20 protein-coding genes and 1 tRNA gene are annotated in these 21,058 nt (G+C 57.1%); 12 read left to right on the top strand and 9 right to left on the bottom strand.

Going from position 1 to position 21,058, the window contains the following annotated elements:
• Nucleotides 1–262 precede the first annotated feature (262 nt).
• From JNO48_11425 to JNO48_11415, 3 genes are all read left to right on the top strand, one after another.
• Nucleotides 263–2,482 carry a response regulator gene (locus JNO48_11425; GenBank protein QTE67794.1) on the top strand — a complete coding sequence of 740 codons (2,220 nt, stop codon included), beginning with the start codon at nucleotides 263–265 and terminating at the stop codon, nucleotides 2,480–2,482.
• Nucleotides 2,483–2,586: 104 nt separating this feature from the next.
• Complete coding sequence (gene buk / locus JNO48_11420) at nucleotides 2,587–3,693, top strand: butyrate kinase (GenBank protein ID QTE67793.1); 1,107 nt, start codon at nucleotides 2,587–2,589, stop codon at nucleotides 3,691–3,693.
• 922 nt (nucleotides 3,694–4,615) lie between these two features.
• A complete protein-coding gene (locus JNO48_11415; protein ID QTE69758.1) occupies nucleotides 4,616–5,071 on the top strand; it encodes a GNAT family N-acetyltransferase in 456 nt (151 codons plus the stop codon).
• 54 nt (nucleotides 5,072–5,125) lie between these two features.
• Here JNO48_11415 and JNO48_11410 read toward each other — a convergent pair whose 3' ends face one another.
• From JNO48_11410 to JNO48_11395, 4 genes are all read right to left on the bottom strand, one after another.
• Complete coding sequence (locus JNO48_11410; protein QTE67792.1) at nucleotides 5,126–5,914, bottom strand: mechanosensitive ion channel; 789 nt, start codon at nucleotides 5,912–5,914, stop codon at nucleotides 5,126–5,128.
• A gap of 125 nt (nucleotides 5,915–6,039) precedes the next feature.
• A complete protein-coding gene (locus tag JNO48_11405; protein ID QTE67791.1) occupies nucleotides 6,040–6,525 on the bottom strand; it encodes a GNAT family N-acetyltransferase in 486 nt (161 codons plus the stop codon).
• A 53-nt stretch (nucleotides 6,526–6,578) separates the two neighbouring features.
• Nucleotides 6,579–6,893, bottom strand: coding sequence for a type II toxin-antitoxin system PemK/MazF family toxin (locus tag JNO48_11400; protein ID QTE67790.1), 315 nt, complete (start codon nucleotides 6,891–6,893; stop codon nucleotides 6,579–6,581).
• Nucleotides 6,894–7,136 (bottom strand): AbrB/MazE/SpoVT family DNA-binding domain-containing protein, encoded by a 243-nt coding sequence (locus tag JNO48_11395; GenBank protein QTE67789.1) that lies wholly within the window; start codon nucleotides 7,134–7,136, stop codon nucleotides 6,894–6,896.
• A 214-nt stretch (nucleotides 7,137–7,350) separates the two neighbouring features.
• Here JNO48_11395 and JNO48_11390 point away from each other — a divergent pair, with 214 nt between their 5' ends.
• The 6 genes from JNO48_11390 to JNO48_11365 all read left to right on the top strand — a co-directional run bounded on the left by JNO48_11390 (nucleotide 7,351) and on the right by JNO48_11365 (nucleotide 13,179).
• Nucleotides 7,351–8,361 (top strand): biotin--[acetyl-CoA-carboxylase] ligase, encoded by a 1,011-nt coding sequence (locus JNO48_11390; protein QTE67788.1) that lies wholly within the window; start codon nucleotides 7,351–7,353, stop codon nucleotides 8,359–8,361.
• Complete coding sequence (locus JNO48_11385; protein QTE67787.1) at nucleotides 8,358–8,759, top strand: DUF1284 domain-containing protein; 402 nt, start codon at nucleotides 8,358–8,360, stop codon at nucleotides 8,757–8,759. The genes JNO48_11390 and JNO48_11385 overlap by 4 nt, the downstream gene beginning before the upstream one ends.
• Nucleotides 8,743–9,294 (top strand): biotin transporter BioY, encoded by a 552-nt coding sequence (locus JNO48_11380; protein QTE67786.1) that lies wholly within the window; start codon nucleotides 8,743–8,745, stop codon nucleotides 9,292–9,294. The genes JNO48_11385 and JNO48_11380 overlap by 17 nt, the downstream gene beginning before the upstream one ends.
• Before the next feature lie 191 nt (nucleotides 9,295–9,485).
• Nucleotides 9,486–10,079, top strand: coding sequence for a TetR/AcrR family transcriptional regulator (locus tag JNO48_11375; GenBank protein QTE67785.1), 594 nt, complete (start codon nucleotides 9,486–9,488; stop codon nucleotides 10,077–10,079).
• Entirely contained in the window at nucleotides 10,076–10,966 is an 891-nt protein-coding gene (locus JNO48_11370; GenBank protein ID QTE67784.1) for an alpha/beta hydrolase, read from the top strand. The genes JNO48_11375 and JNO48_11370 overlap by 4 nt, the downstream gene beginning before the upstream one ends.
• A gap of 137 nt (nucleotides 10,967–11,103) precedes the next feature.
• The gene (locus JNO48_11365) at nucleotides 11,104–13,179 is read left to right on the top strand and encodes a CotH kinase family protein (protein ID QTE67783.1); all 2,076 of its coding nucleotides are present in this window, start codon (nucleotides 11,104–11,106) and stop codon (nucleotides 13,177–13,179) included.
• Nucleotides 13,180–13,626: 447 nt separating this feature from the next.
• Here the strand turns inward: JNO48_11365 and JNO48_11360 are convergent.
• Nucleotides 13,627–13,699 (bottom strand) — tRNA-Ala (locus JNO48_11360).
• Between the two features lie 167 nt (nucleotides 13,700–13,866).
• Nucleotides 13,867–14,985, bottom strand: a complete 1,119-nt coding sequence (locus JNO48_11355) for an aldo/keto reductase (protein ID QTE67782.1) — start codon at nucleotides 14,983–14,985, stop codon at nucleotides 13,867–13,869.
• A gap of 365 nt (nucleotides 14,986–15,350) precedes the next feature.
• Between JNO48_11355 and JNO48_11350 the strand changes: the two genes are divergently transcribed.
• Nucleotides 15,351–16,658 (top strand): phenylacetate--CoA ligase, encoded by a 1,308-nt coding sequence (locus JNO48_11350; GenBank protein ID QTE67781.1) that lies wholly within the window; start codon nucleotides 15,351–15,353, stop codon nucleotides 16,656–16,658.
• Nucleotides 16,659–16,698: 40 nt separating this feature from the next.
• Nucleotides 16,699–17,124, top strand: coding sequence for a hypothetical protein (locus JNO48_11345; GenBank protein QTE67780.1), 426 nt, complete (start codon nucleotides 16,699–16,701; stop codon nucleotides 17,122–17,124).
• A 10-nt stretch (nucleotides 17,125–17,134) separates the two neighbouring features.
• Here the strand turns inward: JNO48_11345 and JNO48_11340 are convergent, their stop codons facing one another.
• Nucleotides 17,135–17,353, bottom strand: coding sequence for a hypothetical protein (locus tag JNO48_11340; protein QTE67779.1), 219 nt, complete (start codon nucleotides 17,351–17,353; stop codon nucleotides 17,135–17,137).
• Nucleotides 17,354–17,552: 199 nt separating this feature from the next.
• On the opposite strand from JNO48_11340, the gene JNO48_11335 reads away from it, so the two are divergent.
• Nucleotides 17,553–17,780: a hypothetical protein gene (locus JNO48_11335; GenBank protein ID QTE67778.1), complete on the top strand. Its 228-nt coding sequence runs from the start codon at nucleotides 17,553–17,555 to the stop codon at nucleotides 17,778–17,780.
• Between the two features lie 109 nt (nucleotides 17,781–17,889).
• Here the strand turns inward: JNO48_11335 and gdhA are convergent, their stop codons facing one another.
• Together gdhA and JNO48_11325 are read right to left on the bottom strand one after the other, a co-directional pair.
• Complete coding sequence (gene gdhA / locus JNO48_11330; protein ID QTE67777.1) at nucleotides 17,890–19,224, bottom strand: NADP-specific glutamate dehydrogenase; 1,335 nt, start codon at nucleotides 19,222–19,224, stop codon at nucleotides 17,890–17,892.
• A gap of 139 nt (nucleotides 19,225–19,363) precedes the next feature.
• The gene (locus JNO48_11325) at nucleotides 19,364–21,055 is read right to left on the bottom strand and encodes a CotH kinase family protein (GenBank protein ID QTE67776.1); all 1,692 of its coding nucleotides are present in this window, start codon (nucleotides 21,053–21,055) and stop codon (nucleotides 19,364–19,366) included.
• Nucleotides 21,056–21,058 lie beyond the last annotated feature (3 nt).

Raw genomic sequence — 21,058 nt, 5'->3', positions numbered from 1 at the left:
TATACCAATCAATTGCAATACCTGCAACTGATTTCCTTTTCCGTTTCCCGCTTGATCCATTTACGGCAGCCGTGTCCGTTTTTTCTGTTTTCCGTTTGCCGTAAAGCCGTTTATTCCGAAATAACCATTCCCTGTTCCGATATTTCTGTGATAGAATATTACCAGCGGGACGGAACCCCGGTTTTCCCCGGTTTCCTCCCCTTTGCAGTTTCCCCGGGATGCCGTTCGTGAAAAAGAAACAGCTTGTGTGAGGATGAATTCCATGTCTCAGAACCAGGCAGCCGGCAAATGGCAGAAGTACAAAAACGTCAACCTCCGCAGGGCCATCGTGGCCTGTGCTTTCTGCGTGGTCTTCGGTTTCTACCTGACGTATGACAACTTCAGCCGTGCCAACCAGTTCATGGGATACCTTTCCCTGTTCACAGCCCTCGGCGCGGCTGCCAGCATGCTCATCATGCTCTACAGCCGCCGGGATCCGCGGAAGAACGCCAGGCTGATTCCGCTGGCCGTCATCCTGCTGATGCTCATCTACGGAATCAACTGCGCCGTGTTTGTGGTCTACGGCGGCGTCGGCGGCACCAGCCTCTTCATCCTGTTCCTGGTTCCCCCGGTGGCATTCTACTGCTTCAACATGTTTTACGGCGGCATCTTTTCCGCCCTGGTGGCTATCGCTACCTGTGTCTATATGTGGAGTCCCCTCCGCGCGTTCGGATACCAGTTCCCGGATCTAGTATTCCAGCGGGCGCCTTTCATCTTCCTGGCGGAAGTCATCATCTGTATCCTGGCGCAGATTGACGTGGTGCGCGCCCAGTCCCGACAGGATCAGGCGCTGCAGGCTGCGGAAGAGGCCAACCGCGCCAAGTCCGAGTTCCTGGCCAACATGAGCCATGAAATCCGCACGCCGATGAACTCCATCCTCGGTTTCTGCGAGCTGATCCTGCGGGAAAAGGGGCTCAGCAAGCGCACCCGGGAATACTGCATGGATATGCGTTCCTCCGGCCGCAGCCTGCTGCATATCATTAACGATGTGCTGGACTTCTCCCGCATCGAGGCGGGAAAGCTCACGATTACCGAAAACAACTATGAGCTGAGCTCCCTGGCCCGGGATATCAGCAACATGTTCGCCTTCCGGGCCCGGGAAAAAGGCCTGGGCTGGGAGGTGGAAGTGGATGAGTCCATTCCGGACTCCCTGTACGGCGACGTCTACCGCATACGCCAGGTCATCATCAACCTGGTCAGCAACGCCATCAAGTATACGGAGCACGGTTCCGTCCGGATGACCGTCCGCAGCCTGGAGGATACCTTTGCCGCCGGCGAATACCTCACGCTGGAGATCACCGTCCGGGATACCGGCATCGGCATCCGGAAGGAAGACCAGGAAAAGCTGTTCCAGAAGTTTGAACGGGTGGATATGGAGCGGAACAGCACCGTCGAGGGCACCGGCCTCGGCCTGGCCATCAGCCGGAGCCTCCTGGAGATGATGGGCGGCGGAATCCGCGTGGAAAGCGTCTATGGAGAAGGCTCCGCCTTTACCGTCACCATTCCCCAGCGGATCGTTTCCGCGGAGCCCATCGGCGATTTCCGGATCAGTGCGGATAATGAGGAGGACAGCCGTGAATCCGGCCATGAAGCCTTCCGCGCGCCGGACGCCCGTCTCCTGATCGTGGATGATACCCGGATGAACATCGCCGTGGCCGTCGGCCTGCTGCAGAAAACCGGCATCCGGATTGATACCGCCGAAAGCGGCCTGGAAGCCGTGGACCTGGCGGAGAAGAATGCCTATGACCTCATCCTGATGGATCAGCGTATGCCGGGCATGAGCGGCACCGATGCCTTCCGCCGCATCCGTTCCGCGGAGGGAGGGCTCAATGCTTTCACCCCCGTCATCTGCCTTACGGCGGATGCCATCGTCGGGGCAAAGGAACGCTACACCGCCGAGGGCTTCACGGATTACCTGTCCAAGCCGGTTTCCGGCGACGCGCTGGAGGAAACACTCCTCCGTTACCTGCCGGCTGAAAAGGTCGTCCGGATCAGCCAGGGAAAAGCTTCAGCGGAAGACAGCGAAAGCCGCAGCCTGCGCGAAAGCCTCTCCTTCGACGGCCTGGATCCGGAAACCGGCCTGCGGTACTGCCAGCAGGACGCAGCGCTGTACCGGAGCCTGCTGCGGGAATATGTCCGCGGCGCGGAAGCGAAACAGGCCAGAATGGGAGAATTCATCCGGGCGAAGGACTGGAAAAATTACGGTATCATGATCCATTCCCTCAAGAGCGCCTCCGCCACCATCGGGGCTTCGTCCCTTTCGGAAGCGGCCGCCGACCTGGAATCCGCGGCCCTGGAAGAACGCGAATCTTTTGTGGAGAAGGCGCACCCCCTGGCCATGGAGCAGTTCTGCCGCATCACGGATAGGATCCGGAAAGTCCTTCCCCCGTCGGAGGATGATGCGGAAGCCGGGGAAGTCATGGAATTCACCCCTGGGGAATAAACCCATCCCCAAAAAACATTATTTATTCAAAGGGTTCAGGCCGCTCATGTCGAAATAAAGAGCGGTCTTTTTGATTTTTGTGTTATGAGGTTGGGAAACTTACGATGGAATACAAGCTGCTGGTCATCAATCCCGGTTCCACATCCACCAAGATCAGTCTCTTTGTCAACGAAAAGGAAGTCTTCTGCAAAAGCCGGTTCCACGACGCGCCGGTCCTGCTGCAGTTTCCCCATGTCAACGGCCAGGTTCCCTTCCGCTACCAGGTCATCCTGGATATGCTGAAAGAAGAGAATATGGATCCGTCTGAAATCGACGTGTTCGTCGGCCGCGGCGGCAGCGCGTGCACGCAGCCGAGCGGCGTCACCATCATCGACCAGAAGCTGTACGATGATACTGAAGCGGCGGTCGGCGGCAGCGAGCATGCTGCCAAGCTGGGCGTCATGCTGGCCTGGAAGTTCTCACAGAACTACCACAAGCCCGCCTATACGCTCAACCCCACCAACGTGGATGAGTACTGCGACTATGCGCGCCTTACGGGCATCCGCGGCCTCTACCGTGTTTCCCACTCCCATTTCCTCAACCACAAAGCTGTCGCCCAGGCGGATGCCGAAGCCATGGGCATCCCCTATGAGCAGGCCAACCTGATTACCGCCCATATCGATGGCGGCGTCACCGTCGGCGCGCACAGCGGCGGCCGCATGATCGACGGCACCATGGGGGCCGACGGCGAAGGTCCCTTTGCCCCCACCCGCATCGGCAGCGTCCCCGTCCTGCAGCTGCTGGACTATATCGAGGCGCATTCCATCGACGATGTGCGGCGCATGTGCTCCCGCTCCGGCGGCTTTGTCAGCCTGTTCGGCACCTCCAATTCCGATACAATCCACGCGCTGGTTGAGCAGGGTGACAAAAAGGCCGTCCTGGTCTGGAACACCATGATCTACCAGGTCTGCAAGAGCATCGGGGCCATGAGCGCCGTTCTCAGCGGCAAGGTGGATGCCATCGTGCTCACCGGCGGCCTCATGCGCTTCAATGATATTGCCGAAAAGATCACCGAACGCTGCGGCTGGATCGCACCGGTCCATGTCTACGCCCATGAGCTGGAGCAGGATACCCTGGCGCTCTCCGTGCTGAAGATCCTGCGCGGCGAAGCCAAAGCCATGACCTACAGCGGAAAGAACGTCTGGCAGGGCTTTGAAGGCCTGGATCTCTGATCCTGAAAACTGCATATGCCGAAGGCACTCCCGTCCGGAGTGCCTTTTTCGTACAGCTTTTCCTGTTCTGCGAGTCCCCTGTTGTGCTTTTCAGCCTGTCCCTATATAATGAAAAATGCCATGTGGGCAGTCCGGGGTTTATCCCCGATGGAAGGAGGAACACAAAAATGTTAATGTTCCGGAAGCTGCGGAATATCTGACGGCATGAAACTTATTGATAGTTTCATGCTTCGAGCCCGTTCGAAACTGAAAACTATTGAATAAGGAGAAAACCACCATGATATTCCAGGACAACGTAATCAAAGAGTACCTAAAGAATGTTTATTTCATTTCCGGTACGCCCTGCGCGGGCAAAACCACCATCACCCGGGCCCTCGGCAAAAAGTACGGTATCCCGGTCTACGTGATCGATGACCAGTTTACAATTCATCAGCTGAAATCCGATCCGGAGCACCAGCCGAACATGAACCGGTCCTTCCGGGACGCGGATGAGTTCTTCGGCCGGACCGTGGAGGAGTATAAAAACTGGCTCCTGGGCAACAGCCGGGAGCAGCTGGATTTTGTCCTCATGGACCTGGTCCGTCTCTCACAGGACCGGATCATCCTGTGCGACATCCACCTCATCGCGGAAGACGCGGCGAAGATCACCGATCCTTCCCGGATCGCCTTCCTGATCAAAGAGCCGAAGGAACTGGTGGATGCCTACATCAGCCGTCCGGATCACCGGCCCTTCCGGGATTTCCTCCGCAGCGCCTCCAACTATGAAAAGGCAAAGGCCACCTGCAATGAAACCCTGTATTCGCTGAATATTGACCGCTGGAACTATATCCGCGGCAGCGAATTCTTCTGGCTGGAGCGGGATGACCGCCGCACCGTGGATGAAACGGTATCCCTCGTGGAAAAGCATTTCGGCTGGCGCCTGCTGGATGGTTTTTCCGTCCGGAAGGTGGACCGCGGAACGCCCCTGGCGGAACAGCTGCTCGCGTTTGTGGAAAACTGTTCCTGGGAGGAAGTCAAGGACCACACAGCCCGCCTGATCCGGAACTGGGAATTTTCCGATTGGGAGACCATGTTCGCCGCCACGGAAGGCGGGCGGATCATCGGGATGGCTTCCGTGATGAAAGAGGATTATTATCCGCTGCCGGATATTTATCCCTGGGTTTCCACTTTGTTTGTATCGGAGGAATACCGCGGGCTGCGGGTCTGTGAAAAGCTCATTGCCTGTGCCAATGATTACCTCCGGGCGCAGGGATTCAGCCGCAGCTATATCCCGTCCGAATACGCCGGCCTGTATGAGCGGTACGGGTATTCCTATGTTCGGGACATCACAAACTACGGCGGTTCTTCGGACCACCTGTATGTAAAGGATCTGAAATAAGAAAAGCAAGGAGGCGGGGAATCATTCCCCGCCTCCGTTTTTGTTTTCCTTCGCTTATGCCTTTTCGTTCAGCACGCGGAGCGCAGGCGCCTTGACGCCCTTCTCCCCGAAGGCTTCCACGATCAGCTGGTTCAGCTCGAAATACAGGTCCCAGTACTCTTCCGTCTTGCACCATACGCGTACGGTGAACTCCATCGCCTCGTTGGTGCCGCCGCTCAGGCGGGCGAAAGGTGCCGGCTCTGCCAGGGCGTATTTGCTGCCGGCTACGGCGTCCAGGATGCACTGTTGGATTTCAGCAGGCTTCTCGCTCTTGGCGCAGGAGAACACCAGGTCCACCCGGCGCTTGTCTTCAGCCGTATAGTTCGTCACGTTGGCATTCATCAGGTTGCCGTTCGGCACGGTGATGCGCTTGTTGTCAATGGTCAGGACCACGGTATAGAACAGGTTGATGGACTGCACGAAGCCGCTGGCGCCGCCCGCTTCCACATAATCCCCAACCTTGAACGGCCGCAGGATCATCAGCAGGATGCCGCCGGCCAGGTTGCTCAGCGCGCCCTGCAGGGCCAGGCCGACCGCCACGCCGGCAGAGGCCAGCACTGCGATCACTTCCGCCATGGGAACGCCCAGCATTCCGATCACGGCGATGATCAGCAGTACATACAGCACCCATTTTATGAAGTTCAGGATGAACCGCGTCATCGTCTGGTCCAGCTTTTCAAAGCTCTTCAGCTTCCGCAGGGCCTTCATCAGGAGCTTGATCACAATCACTCCGACAATCAGCGTCACAATGGCGCCGACAATGCTTCCGGCTGTGCCGGTCAGCATTTCCTGGATCTTTTCCATGAAAAAACCTCCTTATATGAAACTGTGGTTATAAACTTCTTTTCTTATTCTCTTCAGGTGCTTTCTTTTCCTTCATGAAAGCGGGGATTTTGCGATAACTTTTCCGCGGATTTCGCTGTACCGGATCAGTCCAGCGGAATCTTCATATACCCGCAGGTGAACGGAAAAAAGTCATACTTCTCCGTTCCGGTATGCACCGCCCCATTCCGTTCATACCATTTCCGCAATACCGTGTTCTCCTCCACAATGCTCAGGCGCATCACCGTGCAGTTCTGCTTCCGGGCGGTCTCCACGGAATGCTCCAGCAGGGCGGTCCCGATGCCCCGGTGCCGGTATTCCGGCAGCACGGAAAGGTTCCCCAGTTCGCATTCGCCGTCCGGCTTCAGCAGCAGGGAATAATACCCGCGGATCACGCCGTCCTCCTCGTCCACGAACATCAGGCGGTGTTCGTATTCCATATGCCAGAACAGCCTTCTCTCATCAGTAGCAAACGCCACATACCTCGGCGCGTTTTCGGGTGTAAAGCCGAACTGGTCCGCCACCGTCCGGTGGCTCTGCCGGATCACCCGGACACATTCGGGAATCTCCTCCCGGCGCATTTCACGGATCATTTATCCTTTCTCCTTTTCCTGTCGGCTGTATTCAGGAAGTTCACCAGCCTGCCTTATCTGAAATCAAAAAGCGCAATCAGCGTATCCGATATATCCAGGTAATCAGTCAGTTTCAGGGATGTGACTTTCGTGTATCTCCTCGTGTTCAAATCCACATGACGTACATGTTCACAGGCAATATGTCCCTGTATTTTTCCCGCCGTGGTGGAAACCCGGATCGGCAGATGTACTGCGTTCGGGGTGATATTGCTCAGGATCGGACAAACAATTGCCTCTCCGATCGTATTAAAGTGATTGTTACTGACGACAATCACCGGCCAGTTAATCCCGCTGATACGCAGGATATCTCCTTGCTCTGCCTTATTCATTTACCAAACCTCATTTCCCTGAGGCTTGCCCCAGTCAATTTCCCCGATTCCACTCAGCTCATGCCCGGATTCCCTGATGCGCTCCTCCAGTGTTTTATGCCGGAATGAAGGGTACAGGATGATCTTTCCGTCTTCCACCTCCACAGTCAGTGTATCGTTTACAGCGATCCCTGCTTCCTGGAGTACAGATTTCGGAAAACGAATTCCCTGGCTGTTTCCCCATTCTTTTACCTGGACTTTCATTTTATCACCCTTCTTTGTTTGTATATACATAGTATATCCATTCCATTTCGGTGCGTCAACCATGGAACATGTATTCTTTCGTTCCCCGATCTGCAGATCCGGGGATGAAATCGCTCTATGTAAACTTTTTATAGTTCATAAAGTTGACGTAATATGTTTTATGTGCTATCCTACGGGACGCAAAAAGTGATCAGCAGGAAGGGAGATGCAGTCCGTGAACGCCAGACAGCAGGTTTCCGCGCTTCTGGAGGAAGCCGGACAGGAATACCTGTCGGGAAACGCCATCGCGAAAGAACTGGGCATCACCCGTGCAGCGGTATGGAAATGTATCCGCCAGATGGAAGAGGACGGCTATCGTGTCGAGGTAACCCGGAAGGGATACCGCCTCAGCGAAGAGAGCGACGCAGTCAGCAAAAACGCTGTCCTCCGGTATCTGGGCGATGCGGCCCCGCTGTTCGACGTGGAGGTGCTCAGCGAGGTGGATTCCACCAACACCTGCCTCAAGCGTATGGCCCCCGAACTGAAGGCCGCCGGGAGCAGTGAATCCGCGCCCTGGCGGACGGTCATCGCAGGGAGCCAGAGCGCCGGCCGGGGCCGTATGGGCCGGACCTTCGTCTCCCCCGCGGGCACCGGCGTGTATCTGAGCGTGTTTCTCACACCGCATCTTTCCGCCAGCCGGGCGGTGCGGATCACCACGGCGGCGGCTGTGGCAGCCTGCCGCGCGATAGAAGCCTGCACTGCCGGGGAAAGTCCGGAGCGGAAGCCCTGCATCAAATGGGTCAACGACATCCTGATCGATGGCAGGAAGACATGCGGCATCCTGACGGAGGCGTCCGTCGATCTGGAAAGCGGAGGCATGGACTGGGCCATCATGGGCATCGGGTTCAACGTGTACGAACCGGAGGGAGGCTTCCCCGGGGAACTGCAGACCATCGCCGGGCCCATCGCCCTGACCCGCCGTCGGGACCTCCGGAGCCGGATCGCGGCTGCTTTCCTGAAGAGCTTCCGCGAAGTGTACGCGGACCTGGAAACCGGAGGCTTTACGGAGGAATATAAAGCGAGGAGCTTCCTGATCGGCCGGCCCGTCAACGTCATCCGCGGCGGCGGGACCCGGCCGGCCATCGCATACGGCATTGACGACGAGTGCCGCCTGCTGGTCCGCTATGAGGACGGCTCTGCGGAAGCCCTTTCTTCCGGCGAAGTAAGTGTGAGGCCCGTTTCATGAAGCTACGGCCCCATCATCTGCTGTGCATCCAGAAGTACATCGGCAGCGGGTACGATGACGCTTTTGCCGCCGGCATGGAAGCACTCATCCGCCGGCTTTCAGCCTGTCCCGGCACTGCCGTCACGCTCGTCGAAGGACGGGATGATATATGTGCCGCCTGCCCGCATATGACCGGCAGCAGGTGCGCTTCCGAAGAAAAGGTGAACCGCCTGGACAGGGGTGTGCTGGAGGCCTGCGGCTTCTCCGCGGGCGAAACGCGCAGCTGGAGCGCCCTGGCCCGCACTGCCAGGGAGCAGGTGCTCGAAAAGAATACATTTGAGAAGGTTTGCGGATGCTGCGAGTGGTTCGAACTGTGCAGGAACACGCGGAAGGGATGGATATATGGAAAGGAAAACTAAGGGATTCCAGGCAATCGACCTGGCTTATGTGGCGGTATGTGCCGCGCTGATGGCGGTGTGCTCGTGGATCAGCATCCCGGCAACGGTGCCGTTCACGCTGCAGACCTTCGCCGTCTTCTGCAGCCTGGGGCTCCTGGGAGGCAGGCGGGGCACCGCTGCCATCCTGGTCTATCTTCTGCTGGGCGCCCTGGGCGTCCCGGTGTTCGCGGGCTTCAGCGGCGGCATCGGCATCCTCTTCGGAACCACCGGAGGGTATCTGCTGGGTTTCATACTCATGGGGCTCGTCTACTGGCTCGGGGAGCGGCTGAGCATGGACAGCCGGATCATCCGGATCATCTCCATGGTACTGGGGCTCCTGCTTTGCTATGCCTTCGGGACCGCCTGGTTCATGTTCGTGTATGCCCGGCAGACCGGCGCCATCGCCCTGGGTACGGCGCTTGCCTGGTGCGTGGTTCCCTTCCTCCTGCCGGATCTCGTCAAGCTGGCCCTGGCCCTGCTGCTGTCCGGCAGGCTCCGCAAAGCGCTGCACCTCTGATCGCAGGCCAGTGGAAAGAATGTTCAGCGACAAGTGAAACGATGGGAACAGTGATATGTGCCCATCCATCATGCCTGCGAAACGCTGTTTCCTCAAAGGGAACGGCGTTTTTTATGTGCTTGACAGATTCAGAGAAAAAAGTTACGATATCGAACGAACGTTCGATTTATTTGCATATACAGGAGGATACCATGCCGAAAGAGAACAGGAAGGAACTGATTATCCGGGAAGCGCTGAAGCTCTTTTCCGAAAAAGGTTTTGCGGCTGTCTCCATGCGGGACCTGGCGAAATCCGTCGGTATCAGTGTCAGTACAATCTACCACTATTACGAGAGCAAGCAGGCCCTGGTCCGGGACATGATTGTCCGGGCAGATGAGCTGACCGCAAAAGCACGGGACTCCTTTTTCCGGATACTGGGCAGCACGGAAAAGGTGGAATGTGAACCCTTTGTCCGTGCCGGGGTCATGTATGTCACGGCTTATCTCCGGCATGAACAGATTGCTCCCCTGCTCCGGATGCTGGAGAGCGAGCGTTTCCATGAGCCTGCGGCGGAGGAAGCCTGGCAGCGGATGATGTTTGCTGACCCGATCGCGCATGAAGCGAAAGTGTTTGAGCTGCTGGCCGGCCGCGGGGAAATCCGGGAAACGGACGCCGGCCGGCTGGCCGGTGAGTATCACGGAATCATCATGCTGGGCTATTTCACCGGGGATACGGGCAGAATGGCCCGGGACCTGGCGGTTTTTTATAACAGGGTATTCTCAGAAAAGGGAGAAGACGAAAAATGAGAAAATACAGAAGTGAAAAGAGCGGACAGGCAGTCCTGGAAACTTACGACCGGCTCCTCGCCTCCTGGCAGTGTGAGAAAAAGGAAAGAGATGTGGAGACGGAATACGGAACAACCCACGTCATCGAATGCGGAGCAGAGAGTGCCCCGCCGCTGGTACTTTTCCACGGGGTTGGAGACGACTCGGCTCTGATGTGGATCTATAACGCGCCGGAACTGGGGAAGCATTTCCACCTTTACGCCGTTGATACTATGGGAGGTCCGGGAAAGAGTGTGCCCAACGGGAACTACGGCAAGGGCTTCGATAACGTCCGCTGGATGGACGGCGTTCTGGATGCGCTGGGCATTGAAAAGGCCTTTTTCGCGGGCGTATCCATGGGCGGATACCTGGTGCAGATTTATACCCTGATGCGTCCGGAACGCGTGCTGAAAACCATCAGCATTTCCGGCACTGTGCCGGTGGGCGGAAAGAAAAACTCCATGTCAGCGATGATGAAGATCTTCCTGCCGGAGGCGCTGTTCCCGACGGACAGAAACGTAACCCGGCTGCTCCGGAAGCTGAGCGGGGAAAACTACACCGTATTCACGGAAAACAGGGAAATCATGGCCCATTACAAAAGCCTGCTGAAGGGCTTCAACAATATGGCCATGGGATATCACAGGCTGCACGCTTTCACCCCGGAAGAGGTAGGGCAGATCCGGGACAAGGTAACGTACCTGGTCGGAACGGAAGATCCGTTTGAGAAGATCGGCGGAAGAGAAGTCCTGGAGCAGAACCATATGAACGCGGTGTTCTATGAAAAAGCCGGCCACGGGCTGAACCATGAGCGGGCGGAGGAGATCAACCGGAAGATGATCAGCATTCTCCGGGGAGCGGAAGAAGCATAACAATGCAGGTTTTTCCGCAGCAGGCCCCTCCGGTTTCGCTGACAGCCAGGCTTGTTGCCCGCGGTTCCTGGATTATAGTATAATCTGTCCCGGAAGATATCCCCCAGGCAGAAAACCGATGATCGGAGGAAAAAAGGATGAAACGGTTGATGATCATGGCAGTGGTTCTGCTTCTGGCGGTGATGGCCTGGAATGAGTCAATCGCGGAGGAAACGCTTCATCCGGTGATTATCATCAGCGAAGTGATGGCCAGCAATGATTCAGTCGCCACTTATCCGAATGCGGGATATACCGACTGGGTCGAGATTTTCAATACCGGAGATACTGCCGTGGATCTGGGCGGATGGGGGCTCAGCGACAATCCGGAAAAGCCGCGGAAATGGCTGTTCCCTGACGGAACCACCATTCGTCCCGGAGAATACAGGGTCATTCTGTGCGACAAGGGCACGGAAAAGATCGGGGATGCGGAGCTGCATGCGTCTTTCTCGATCAGTAAAAAGAAGGGAGAGGTGATTACCCTCACTGACGCGGCGGGCGCCGTGCATGACCGGATCACGCTTCCCGAAATGAAGACGGATACCTCCTTCGGACGGAATCCGGCGGACGGCGGCCTGTACTGTTATGACCCGCCCACGCCTTTTGCGGCAAACCGCGACGGCTTCCTGGGATATGCAGCGGTTCCGTCGTTCTCGGCGGAGCCCGGTTTCTACGATTCGGTCCAGTATCTGCAGATCATCGTCCCGGAAAACACACAGGTGTTTTATACCCTGGACGGATCAGAGCCGACCCGGGAATCCGCGCCTTATGGCGGTGAAACGCTGGAGATCACCACAACCACCGTCATCCGGGCCAAAGCTTTCGCGGAGGGGATGATCCGGCCCGGCGAAACGCTGACCGGAACGTTCTTCATCCACGTGGATCACAGCCTGCCGGTGGTATCCGTCACCGTGGATCCGGACGACCTGTGGGATCCCAAACAGGGAATGCTGACCGTTGGAAAGGGCGTCAACAAAGACGCGGGCCTGCCCTTCAAAAACACGGTTTACCGGAAAGTGAAGAACTCCGGGGTCAAATATGAAAGCTATGTGGAAATGTACGACGACGCCGGGCAAAGGATTGTCTGCCAGGGCGCGGATATCTCCCTGAACGGCGACTATTCGCTGGACATGCCCCAGAAGAGTTTCAAATTCAAGGCAAAAAGCAAATACGGTGAAAAAACGTTCAAGGCAAAACTGTTCCCGGACCGGGATTATGTGGAATATAAAAGCTTTGTGCTGCGGAACAGCGGGAATGACTGCATGTGGACCAGGCTTCAGGACGGGTTTCAGAGCCGGCTGATGGATCTGTTCGGGACCAGCGTGGCCCATCAGGCATGGAAACCCTATGCGGTCTATCTGAACGGTCAGTACTGGGGCCATATGAACCTGCGGGAGCGGGTGGACGAATATATGGTCGCGCAGTTCGAAGGTCTGGACCTGGAGGAAGCGGATCAGGTGAACCTGCTGCATGCAAACGGCGCGGTGAAGAGCGGATCCAATACGGAATACAAGGCCATGATCAAAAAGATCAAAGCCGGCAACCCAGCCAAAAAACAGGAGGATCTGCAGTATATCCTGGACAACGTTGACGTGGACAATTATTTCACGTTTATGGCTTTCGAGATGTTCTTCGGCAACAGCGATATCGGCAATTTCCGCATGTACCGCCTGAACACTCCCGGCAGCAAATGGAAATGGCTGATCAACGATCTGGACTACGGCCTGTGGAACTCCGGATTCGACAGTCCGAAGAGCTATACCAAGAAGAGCGGCATGGGCCAGCTGAATTTCGACAATACGATCTTCCGGAAGCTGCTGACCATTCCGGAGTACAAGGACCGATACCTCACCATATACGGCGAAATCTATCAGAAACTGACAACGGACACGATGATGGAAGTGCTGGAAGAACTGGTGGCGCTGATTGAACCGGAGATGGAGCAGCACTGGACCCGCTGGGCGCCCGAAAACGACAGGCACATCGTTTCCGAAGCGCCGAAGACGCCGGAAGCCGCATACAAATTCTGGCAGAAGCGGGTGGAACGTCTCCGGAACGTGATCCGGAAACGTCCGACACGGCTGTGGGATTTCACGAAAAAAGCCTTCAAACTGAGCAATAAGGAAATGGAGAAATACTTCGGTCCGAAACCGCCGATGCCGCCTGAAGCCATCTGATCCGGACGGACATCGGACACAGGGATTTCGGAGCGCCCGGAAAATATAAAAGAGGCTGTCCCCCAGGGGACAGCCTCAAAACATCTTCAGGATCAGCCGTTTCCGTTCAGGTCCGTTTCATATTTGACGTGCAACCACATGATCATCTCAGAGCTTGATGATAAAAGCGCCGCCCTAATGGACGGCGCTGACTTCGAACGCAGGGACGGTTCCTTTCGTTCGATTTTGGGAGTTGAACCCCTGGTCCGCGCCCTCAATCGGCGCGACTCCGTACTGCGGAGATCGCTTGTTTCGGGCGAGAAAGCCGCCGACGAAACTCCCTCCACTGGAGGTCGTCGGCGGCTTTCCCTCTCCAATGCATTCAGTGCAATATCGAAATCAGGGATGCGGACACCCCGTGTCCGCATAAAGAAATCAGCCACCCGTGATGGGTGGCTGATTTCTTTGTGGAGCATAGGGGAGTCGAACCCCTGACCTCGACAATGCGAATGTCGCGCGCTACCAACTGTGCTAATGCCCCATGTATGTTTCCCGGTTGCCCGGGGAAGCTTCCTCGACTTTAACGTCCGGAGGTCTGGGACGCCGCGGCGTTTTCAGCCGCAGGCGAAAGTATAGCACAGGACGGAAAAAAGTGCAAGACGATTTTTCCTTATATATGCGATTTTTTTGGCGTGCGCGGTTTTTGCCTCAGGTTTCCATATCCAGGCAGTCCTGCAGCAGGGAGATGATCGGCAGCCGCTGCGGGCAGGCGCCTTCGCACTGGCCGCACTGGATGCACTCGCTGGCCCTTCCCTTGCCCACCGTCACGATGTTGTATTCGCGCACGGTGCGGAAGTGCGGGCTCCCCTTCTTGCGGTTCGCCACGGTGAAGATATCCGGAATCGGGATGTTCATCGGGCAGCCCTTCGTGCAGTAGCGGCAGCCGGTGCACGGAATGGACTTGTCGGAGTTCAGCGCCTCCTGGACCTTCCGGATGGCTTCCTCTTCCTGTTCATCCAGGGGCTTGAAGTCCTTCATGAAGCTCAGGTTGTCATCCATCTGCGCCAGGCTGCTCATACCGCTGAGCACAACGCCGATGTTTTCCTTTTCCGCGACAAAGCGGATTGCCCAGCTTGCGCAGGACGCATCCGGATGGATTCCTTCCAGGATCTTCCGCACCTCGGGAATCGGATCCGCCAGGATGCCGCCCTTCACGGGCTCCATTACGATCACGGGCTTTCCATGCTTCCGGCAGATTTCCCAGTTCCGCCGGGAGGCCACGCCCGGGTTCTCCCAGTCGGCGTAGTTGATCTGCAGCTGGACGAACTCCGCATCCGGATGATCCGTCAGCAGCTGGTCCAGCAGCTCGGGATAGGCGTGGAAGGAGAAGCCCCAGTGTTTGATCAGGCCCTTTTCCTTCTGTTCCTTTACAAAGTCCCAGATGTGGTACTCATCGTATTTCTGGTATGTGTTCACCTGCAGCGCGTGCAGCAGGTAATAGTCGAAATACCCGGCGCCGGTGCGCTCCAAGCTGGTGTAGAACTGCTGCTTCGCGCTTTCCTCGTCATGGCACTGCATGGAAGCGTTCAGCTTGGTCGCCACAGTATACGCTTCCCGGGGATACCGGTCCGCCACCGCGGCCTTGAACGCGGCTTCGCTGCCGCCGTTGTCGTACACATAGGCGGTATCGAAATAGGTGCCGCCGGCAGCGATGAAATGGTCCGTCATCTCGCACACCTGCGGAATATCTATGCTGCCGTCCGGATTCTTCGGAAGGCGCATCAGTCCGAATCCCAGCTTCAGCTGGTTGTTGAAAACATCCGCCATAAAAACGCTCCTTTTCCTGGCCTGTCTGTTCGGTTCTTCCTTGTCTTTGATTATACATGAATTGCCTGTTTTTTACCAATGGTTTTTCCCTCCTGTTTTTTCGCGGTCCCCGCAGAACACGAAAAAAACAGGTTCCTTTTCCCGAAACGGTTGACACCGTCCTGTCTTCGCGTTATGATGCATGCAACCCAAAACACCTTTGGAGGAAATTTCGATGTTGTACACCGCGGCCTTCGCCTTTAGAAGCTTAGCGATGGATGAATAAGCGCTCCCGAGCGTTCAGTCCACCGCCTTTTGTGATGAAAAAAGGCGGTGGTTTTTTTTCACCGTCATGCCGCGTTGACCAGTAAAGAAGGAGGGATACGATGAAACGGTATTACCAGCCGGAAATCGAAACCGCACCCCGTGAGAAAATCATTGAAATCCAGAACGAGAAGATCGTCAGGCAGGTCCGCCACGTATGGGACAATGTCCCCTACTACCGCCACCTGATGGAGGAAAAGGGCGTCACACCGGATGACATCAAAACCATTGATGACATCAAAAAGCTGCCCTTCCTCAGCAAGGCCGACCTGCGGGACGCCTATCCCTACGGTCTGCTCGGCACAGACCTGAAGAACTGCGTCCGCATCCATTCCACCTCCGGCACCACCGGCAAGCGTGTCGTCGCGTTCTACACGCAGCACGACGTGGACCTGTGGGAGGACTGCACCGCCCGCGCCATCGTGGCAGCCGGCGGCACCGAGGATGACGTGGTGCAGGTCTGCTACGGTTACGGCCTGTTCACCGGCGGCAGCGGCCTCCACGGCGGTTCCCACAAGGTGGGCTGCCTCACCCTGCCGATGTCCTCCGGCAATACGGACCGGCAGATCCAGTTCATGATGGACCTGGGTTCCACCATCCTGTGCTGCACGCCTTCCTATGCCGCTTATATCGGTGAAACCCTCGCCGAGCAGGGCTACAAGCCGGAAGACAACAAGCTCAAAGCCGGCATCTTCGGCGCCGAGCCCTGGACGGAGGAAATGCGCCGCCAGATCGAAGCGAGTCTGGGCATCAAGGCCTATGATATCTACGGCCTCACGGAAACCAGCGGTCCCGGGGTGGCTTTCGAATGCGAAGAGCAGGCGGGCATGCACATCAACGAGGACCATTTCTACGCTGAGATCATCGATCCGGATACGGGCGAAGTCCTTCCGGAAGGCTCCAAGGGCGAGCTGGTCTTCACTTCCCTGGATAAGGAAGCCTTCCCGCTCCTGCGCTACCGCACCCGGGATATCTGCGTCCTGTCCCGCCGTCCCTGCTCCTGCGGCCGCACCCATGTGCGCATGAGCAAGCCCATGGGCCGCAGCGATGACATGCTGATCATCCGCGGCGTCAACGTCTTCCCGAGCCAGATCGAAACCGTGCTGCTCAATGAGGGTTATACCCCGAACTACCAGATCGTGCTCGACCGCGAACGGAACAACGATACCTTCGACGTATATGTCGAGGTCAGCTCCGACCAGTTCTCCGACCTGATGAGCCAGATCCAGCGCATGGAAAAGAACCTCGAGTCCGCCCTGCGCACCATGCTCGGTATCGGACCCAAGGTTCACCTGGTGGCGCCCAAGACCATCACGCGCAGTGAGGGCAAGGCGGTCCGCGTCATTGACAAGCGGAAGCTCCACGATTAAAATACACATATAGAAAGAACTTAATAGGAGGCGATACAGTATGGCAATTACTCAGCTCTCCCTGTTCCTGATGAACCAGCCCGGCCAGTTGGTGGATGCCGTGGGCATCCTCTCCGAAGGCGGTGCCAATATCCGCGCCATGAGCATTGCCGAATCCAATGATTTCGGCATCCTCCGCGCCATCGTTTCCGATACCGACCTTGCCGTCAGCCTGCTGAAGGAAAAATACCTGATTTCCAAAACCGAGGTCATCGCCGCCCGTATGGGCGACAAGTCCGGCTCCCTGTATCCGATCCTGAAGGTGCTGAACGAGGCCAACATCAACATTGAATACATGTATGCCTTTACGGGCACCGGCGTGGATGAGGCCTATGTGGTCCTGCGCGTCAACGATGTGCAGACCGCCGAGGCAGTGCTCAACGCGTCCGGTATCCCCACCCTGTCGGATGAGAACCTGAAGCTCTGATCCGTCCGGATTACACGAACTCCTTCACCCGCCGGGCAGTCAGGTCTGGCAGGATATCAGGCAGAATACAGATGGTCATTCCATGCAGGAAGCCAGTCGGGCTTCCTGCGTTTCTTTTTGTAATGCTGAGCTCCGGCTGGACAGACAGCAAAAGCGGGACGGTTCCCTTCCGGTCCTCCGGCAGCAGGTGATCAATACCGCGGATGCCTGCATCGTGGTCTTTTTCCATTGTTTCCGCTTTTGTAAAGTACCGGTTTAAGCGCGTTGTTTGCCGTTTTTGCGGTCTGCCGGCGAAAACATGCCTGGAATGGTAAGTTTTGCACCATAGTTGTACATTGATGTCTATGCATATTTATGATAAAATATAACTGTGTGGGAAACACACGGAACAATTACCGGGCGCACCAATGCGCGAAAGGGAGAAGAGTATGAAGAAGGTTATCTGCAAGATCGAGTACGATACCGAAGCTTCCGAACTGATCCAGAAGAAGGTCTTTGGCGTATTCGGCGATCCCAAGGGCTACGAAGAGTGCCTGTTCAAGACTCCGGATGGAAAGTTCTTCCTGTATGGCTTCGGCGGTCCCGAATCCCCCTACACGGTGGAAACCATCAAGCGTCTGGCTGCTGACAAGGTCAAGGCCTGGCAGAACGCGTAATCCCAGCCCCGTTCCTTTCCCGCTCAGCTGAGCGGGCTTTTTTTGTGCCCAAAACGCAGAAAAGCGGCACGGCTTTCCAGCCGCGCCGCCGTGATATCCGGTGGGATGATTACACAATCCCCTGCGCGTTCATCGCGTCGACAACCTTTTCGAAACCGGCGATGTTGGCGCCGACCACGTAGTTGCCCTCGAAGCCGTACTTCTTGGCGGCATTCGCGATATTGTGGTAGATGTTCGCCATGATGCCCTGCAGCTTCTGGTCCACTTCTTCGAAGCTCCAGCTCAGGCGTTCGCTGTTCTGGCTCATTTCCAGGGCGGAGGTGGCCACGCCGCCGGCATTGGCAGCCTTGCCGGGCAGGAAGATGATGCCGTTCTCCTGCAGGTAATCGGTCGCTTCCTGGGTGGTGGGCATGTTCGCGCCTTCCGCAACCACCTTGATGCCGTTGGCAACCAGGGCCTTGGCGTCATCCAGGTTCAGTTCGTTCTGGGTGGCGCAGGGCAGCGCGATGTCTGCCTTCACGGACCACACGCCGCGGCCTTCATGGTATTCGGCGTTGGGACGGTAGTTCTTGTACTCGCTCAGGCGGGCGCGCTTGACTTCCTTGATCTCCTTCAGGGCCGCCAGGTCGATGCCTTCCGGATCGTACACCCAGCCGGTGGAGTCGGAGCAGGTCACAGGCTTGCCACCCAGCTGGTAGGCCTTTTCAATCGCGTAGGTGGCGACGTTGCCGGCGCCGGACACGATCACGGTCTTGCCCTGCAGGGAGTCGTTGTGGTCCTTCAGCATTTCAGCCACGATGTACAGCAGGCCGTAACCGGTCGCTTCCTTCCGGGCCAGGGAGCCGCCATAGGACAGGCCCTTGCCGGTCAGGACGCCTTCGTATACGCCGCGGATCCGCTTGTACTGGCCGAACATATAACCGATCTCACGGGCGCCGGTGCCGATGTCGCCGGCGGGAACGTCGGTATCCGCGCCGATGTACTTGCACAGCTCGGTCATGAAGCTCTGGCAGAAGGCCATCACTTCACGGTCGCTCTTGCCCTTGGGGTCGAAGTCGGAACCGCCCTTGCCGCCGCCGATGGGCAGGCCGGTCAGGCTGTTCTTGAAGATCTGCTCAAAACCCAGGAACTTGATGATGCCCAGGTTAACGGAGGGATGCAGCCGGATGCCTCCCTTGTACGGTCCGATCGCGCTGTTGAACTGTACGCGGTAGCCGGTGTTCACCTGGACCTGGCCCTTATCGTCCACCCACGGCACGCGGAACTTGATCTGCCGTTCCGGGTTCACGATCCGGTCCAGCACCGCGTCGCGGCGGAATTTCTCTTCATTGGCATCCACCACAGGGCGGAGGGAGTTCAGAACTTCCTTTACAGCCTGGATGAATTCAGGTTCGCTTCCGTTCTCTTTGATAACCCGTTCAATAACCTCATCTACGTAAGACATACCGGGAAACCTCCTTGCGTTTTATTCTCCTTGATAGAACAAAACGCCTTTAACACACCAAAGTTTGTTAAAGACGCCCTTGCCTTTACGCGCGGTATTCTACCGCCGCAATCCCTTCATTGTCAATGCGTTCACTGCACTATTCATGTTTTTCTGTTATTCCGTATACCCCGTCCATATACGCGGTCCGCTCCCGGATCCATTTCTCCAGGTAGGATACCGCGTTCTCAAAGCTCAGTGCCGAATCCCTGTGGATTTCCTTCGGCACGCTCCACCGGGCGAAATTCATCTGTGCGGAATCCCGGATCGCTTCCACATATGATTCCAGCGGCTTCACCGGGCATCCTTCCCCGGCTTCCGTTTCCCCGAGCAGGACGGCCGCGGCCGGCCGGAATGCCTCCGCCCAGGTTTCCCGTACCCGGTTCATGAAGTCTTCATGCAGGGACAGCAGCCACCAGATGTTCCCGGTCTTATGGCTGATCGCAGTGATGTAATTCCCGCGCGGTCCCGTTCCCCGGTCCGCCATGTCGCCGAAGGCCAGGTCATAGTCCCAGGCCGGTCCGGCGTAGATCAGGGGATCCCGCGTGTCCGAATCCTTGTACAGGAACTGGCTCCCGCCGATAAAATCATAGTCTTTGGTCCAGTCCTCAATCAGGAACTTCACCGCGAAGGAATCCGCATCAATATAGTCCGTATAATGCCTTCCGGTCGCGGGATTCACGCCGTCCGCGGCGATCACCGCGTCGTGCATTTCGTTCATCCGGCCGGCCAGGTATTCCACCTGTTCCCGGGAGGGATAGGTTGGCTCCTTGATCTGGAAAGAAAGGTCCTTCCGTGTGCGGAAGCCTGCCACCTTATAGTCCCGCAGCCGCGCAAATTTCTCAATCGTCAGGATGTATCCCCCGGTGATATCCTCCGGGTTTTCCGGAATCCGGTATCCCCGGGACAGCGGCACCATCCGGCTGCTATCCTTATACATGGAGAATGAGGAAACCGGCTGGCTGTTCACCTTCTCCGTCTCTTCCTCCAGGTCCCGCAGTTCCAGCCGTCCCTTTTTGATCTGGATCTTTTCCGTCATCAGGTACAGGCCGTTGTACTGCCCGTTGATCCACACGTCCGCCGGCACGCAGGAAACTGCGTTCCGCAGTCCCGCCGCCCGGCTCATGTCCAGCGCGATCTGGTTGCGCAGCAGGCTGGCGTCGCTCCAGTTGGCCAGCAGCACCCAGGTCTTCGCCTTGTTCATCCCGGAAAGGGATGCCTTTTCCGAAAGCTTGATCTGGTACGGCTTCTTGGCATACCGGAAGGTGTTGTTCCCGCGTCCCTTCATCTGGGTGATATTCCCGTCATAGGATACGGTTCCGTCTGCCTCGAAGTACACCGCATGCCCTTCCGGAATCTCATAGTCCTTGTTCCCGTTGGCCTTTCCGAGATGAAGCTTGTCCACCTCCAGAAAAAGCGCCGGAACCGCGGACCCCCGGTAAATCGCCAGGCTGCCCAGCTGCCGCCCGTTCGCGTTGTACACCGGCGTCTTCGCGCCCAGGAACTCCCGCACGTCGATTTCCTGTCCCGGCCGGATTTCCGTTTTCTCCGCGCCCAGGTACAGGCATTCCGCGCCGTCCAGCTCCAGCGTAATCTTCTCCGGATCCCAGCATCCGGGCAGGCTCAGGATATACCCCAGGCGTCCCTTCCGCGTTTCCACGGTACCCGAATAAACGGACGGGCACCCGGCCCGGAACACTTCCGTATTCTCTGCCCGGGCCGGCACCGCCCAAAAAGCAGACAGAATCCCCAGTACGGAGATTCCAATCACCGTCCTGAGGATCCTGTTCATACG

This window comes from Clostridiales bacterium (assembly GCA_017569285.1).
Classification (GTDB): domain Bacteria; phylum Bacillota; class Clostridia; order Christensenellales; family Aristaeellaceae; genus Aristaeella.
Note: the sequence above shows the minus strand (reverse complement) of the source record. Positions and strands in the feature narration are given on the sequence as shown.